General features: G+C 62.5%; 3 protein-coding genes. 2 read left to right on the top strand and 1 reads right to left on the bottom strand.

Annotated features, from left to right (window positions below; translation table 11 throughout):
* Positions 1 to 276 precede the first annotated feature (276 nt).
* Complete coding sequence (locus tag WAW39_RS05835) at positions 277 to 1,533, top strand: NAD(P)/FAD-dependent oxidoreductase (RefSeq protein WP_422316727.1); 1,257 nt, start codon at positions 277 to 279, stop codon at positions 1,531 to 1,533.
* 54 nt (positions 1,534 to 1,587) lie between these two features.
* Positions 1,588 to 1,806, top strand: a complete 219-nt coding sequence (locus WAW39_RS05830) for an addiction module protein (protein ID WP_422316725.1) — start codon at positions 1,588 to 1,590, stop codon at positions 1,804 to 1,806.
* A gap of 414 nt (positions 1,807 to 2,220) precedes the next feature.
* Here the strand turns inward: WAW39_RS05830 and WAW39_RS05825 are convergent, their stop codons facing one another.
* The gene (locus tag WAW39_RS05825) at positions 2,221 to 3,651 is read right to left on the bottom strand and encodes a DUF7594 domain-containing protein (RefSeq protein ID WP_422316723.1); all 1,431 of its coding nucleotides are present in this window, start codon (positions 3,649 to 3,651) and stop codon (positions 2,221 to 2,223) included.
* Positions 3,652 to 3,790 lie beyond the last annotated feature (139 nt).

Raw genomic sequence — 3,790 nt, 5'->3', positions numbered from 1 at the left:
CCCTATATATAGGGTATGAACCCGTGAACCCAAAACCCACCCTCCGATGGGTGAACCTGAACCTGAACCTGAACCCAACGGTGAACCTGAATGAACCCGCTGAACCCACCGCCGGTGCCCGCCATTCCTGACCTTATCCCGCTGGGTGTTGCGGGAGCGTGAGGGATCGGGACGATCCCCCTCCGCCGGAGGTCGTGCATCATTTGAAAATTTTGCGACATTTTCGCGGCCACCCCTTGCGCCAGTTCGTTAATCGGCCATGCATCACCCTCACACATGAGCCAAAAAAACTGGGATGTCATTGTCATCGGCGGCGGGCCTGCAGGGGCCACGGCTGCGGCCACACTGCGTCAGGCCGGTCGTAGCGTGCTGGTGCTGGAAAAGGCCAAGTTTCCACGCTTTCACATCGGCGAGTCCTTGCTGCCGTACAATCGCAGCATCTTTGATGAGCTGGGCGTGTGGTCGAAGATCGAGGCCGCCGGGTTCATGGTGAAGCGCGGCGCGCAGTTCTGGATGGGCGACGGCTCGATCCACACGCGGATGAATTTTTCCCGGGGCTCGTTCACTGAGTTTCCGGAGTCGCTACAGGTTGAGCGTGCAACGTTTGACGACATCCTGCTGCGCCATGCGGAGGAGCTGGGCGCGGAGGTGCGGGAGGAGGCGCTGGTCACTGAGCACCGCGTGGAAAAAGACCGCGTGACGGTGAAGTTTCGCGCCAAGGACGGCGTGGAGCACGAGGTGCAGGCGGCGTTTCTCATGGATGCCAGCGGCCTGGGCAACTTCACCGCGAACCGCGAGAACCTGCGCGAGTACTACCCCGAGCACAAAAAGATCTCCATTTTCGGCCACTACAGCGGCGTGCAGATGACCACCGGGGAGGAGAAGGGGGACATCCTCATCATCCGCCGCGAAAACTCCTGGTTCTGGATGATCCCGCTTTCCGACGACAAGGTGAGCGTGGGCCTCGTGCTGGATCAGGCGCAGTTCAAGGCGCTGAAGAAGGACCCTCAGGAGGTGTTTGACGATGCGGTGCAAAATACGCGGGCCGTGCGTGAGCGCATGATCAATGCGAAAGCGATCACGCAGGGGCATGTGCTCACCGATTTTTCCTACACGAACCGCAAGCTCGTCTCCGACCGCATCGTGCGCGTGGGAGATGCCGCAGGGTTCATTGATCCGGTGTTCTCCAGCGGTGTGATGCTGGCCATGAGCAGCGGCCGGCAGGGGGCGCAGGTGGTGCATGCGGCCATCGCGGCGGGCAAGGCCTGGACCTTTGCCATGAAGCGCTACGAGTGGGCCACGCGCCGGAAGGTGGGCCGCTTCTGGCAGTTCATCGAGCGCTTTTACACCAAGCACTTCGCGCAGATTTTCTTCCAGCCGAGCAACAAGTTCCGCCTGCTCTGCGCCATCAACTGCACGCTGGCAGGCCGCACGCAGATGACCTTCGGCACATGGTGGCGCCTGCGGCTGTTTTTCACGCTGGTGTGGATCCAGAAGTACCACCCGATTGCGAAGCCGATCCGGATTCGGTGAGGCGAAAAACATCCCGGTTGTCCCCAGCCCGGATGGTGGCGATAATACATTCGTATGATCGCCGAGACACTTCCCGACATTGCGCGCCTGAGCCTTGAAGAAAAGTGGGACCTCGCTGTCGAGCTCTGGGACGAGGTGGCCGAGCGTCAGAACGAGTTGCCGACTCATCAAGCCATTCTGGATGTGGTGGAGCAACGCTTCGCCGACTACGAGCGCGATCCCAGCACCGCGCTCACGCTGGAGGAGTTCAAACGCAAGTTCAGGCTGCCGTAAGCATGAACGAAATCGTCCTTCTGCAAGGGGCGCAAAAGCACGCGGCAGCGTTTTGGAGTGCGGTCGCGAAGATGCACGGCGCATGCCTGCATCGGAGCTACCGCTTTCGCGGGGTGAAGCGCGTTCTCCCGCCTCAGCCCGCTGTCCGGCCTGCGAAAGCGGCGTCGCAATCAAGTTTGCCGCACGCACTACTCTGGAAGGTAGGGATGCGCTGTGCGCGTCCCTGGAATCCTTCGTCCCAGAGGTGGCTGCCGACGCATCGTTCTCCCGCTTTCCAATAGCCTCCGCCTCCCACTGTCGGAAGCTCCAAGGACGGCGCACCTTTTTCAGCGCCTGCGATGCGGCAGACCCGAAACTTCGGACCCGGCGCAGCGGTTCCCTACCAGCCCAATAGGGCGCACTGGGCGGGCTACCTCACCGCAGCTTCACGCGCAGCATCGGCGCGGAGCGGGTGCCGTTCTCCTTGGTGGCGAAGGCGTGGACGAGGCCGCTTTCCTGGTCTTCGTTGGTCTCGCGGCAGATGATCAGGGTGGCGATCTGATTGGTGTCGGCGCTGAGGAAATCGGCGAGGTCTTTGCCGCGCAGTTTGCGGGTGCCGCGATTGATGCCTTGGGCGATCTCGAACTTGCCGAGGAGTTTGACTTTGGCGGCCACAGGGAGGTGGCGCTCTGGCTGCGTGGGATCATGCGCGGGGGCCTGCTGCCAGGTCAGGCCGGCTTCTTCCCAGGCGTCGGTGCTTTCATCCAGCACGCCGTAGACGGCGAAGGTGCTGTCCGGCACGAAGCTGGCGAAGCCGAGTTCGCTGGGCTCGATGGTGAGCACGAGCTCCGCATCTTCGATGGCGCGACCGCGAAACTTGCTGAGGTCAAAGGCGATGTAGCCTTTGCGGTTGAGGTCGGGCTTGGTGTCCTTGCTGCGCTTCACGCGGAAGAAGGGGTGCGTGCCGAAGTCATGCGGCGCTTTGTCGGAAGACTGGATGTAGCTGTCTTTGCCATGGCCAAACGCCGTCGTGATGGCCTGCCAGCCGTCTCCGGCATCCATGACGATCGAGGGCTGCCAGCGGCTGGGCTCGGCATCGGCGTCATCGCCGGCGGAGGGGTGCATCTGCTTCTGCGACCAGCCACGGTCCACGCGCTGGCCTTTTTCCAGCTTCCTGGTGGCGGCGCCGGTTTTGTCGTCCACTTCCACGAGGCCTTCCATCACCTGCACCAGATACTTGCCGTCCTCTCCGGCGCTGAGGCCGAACTTCGTGCCCCAGTCGATGACCTTGGCGTCCTTGGTGTCGATGCTGAATCCTTTGGCCTGAGGCGGGACTTCGGCCACCAGTGTGCCACGGCGCAGCTTGCAGTTCATGCCGTCCAGCACTTCCACGGTGGCGGGGGCTTCCAGCACCAGCTCCGCGCCGCTGTCAAAGCGCAGCACGGCCAGGCCTTCGATCAAATCGAGCATGCCAGGCTTCAGGCGTGCGCCCTCCACCGTGGGCAGGCTGCTACCGGCCCACTGGCACTGCTGTGCGCGGACCAGCGTGGCCACCGTGCCATCGCGGGTGCTGTTCAGCCAGACGAAGCCAAACGTCACGCAGGCTGCTGCTGCTGCGGTGATGGCATGCCGCCACCACACGGGCTTGGCGGTTGATTGGGCTGCGGGAGCGGCCTGGGTGTGCCAGGAGTCGTCGAAGCACAGTTCGGCACGTTGATGCAGGGCCTTGGCAAAGAAGGTGCGCGCTTCTGCATTTTCACGCAGTTCGGTTTCCAGCGCGGCTACTTCGGCGGCGCTGAGCTTTTCATCGGCGTAGCGCTCGGAGAGTTCCAGCAGTCGAAATTGATCGGCAGGCTTCAAGCTCATGATTCGGCTCCTTCCAGTTGGAGTTCCTTTTCCACGCAGGTCATCAAACTCATGCGGATGCGGCTCAGGGCGCGATACACCGCGCCCACCGTGCTGCGGATGCGCTCGGCCACGCCATCGATCTCCAGGTCCTCGTAAT

The sequence above is a fragment of the Prosthecobacter sp. genome (assembly GCF_049294395.1).
GTDB lineage: Bacteria > Verrucomicrobiota > Verrucomicrobiia > Verrucomicrobiales > Verrucomicrobiaceae > Prosthecobacter.
This window is presented reverse-complemented; position numbering and strand designations above follow the sequence as displayed.

Excerpts from the sequence above, each read along its gene's own strand:
- WAW39_RS05830 (WP_422316725.1), top strand. The coding sequence starts at position 1,588 with ATGATCGCCGAGACACTTCCCGACATTGCGCGCCTGAGCCTTGAAGAA.
- WAW39_RS05835 (WP_422316727.1), top strand. The coding sequence starts at position 277 with ATGAGCCAAAAAAACTGGGATGTCATTGTCATCGGCGGCGGGCCTGCA.
- WAW39_RS05825 (WP_422316723.1), bottom strand. The coding sequence starts at position 3,651 with ATGAGCTTGAAGCCTGCCGATCAATTTCGACTGCTGGAACTCTCCGAG.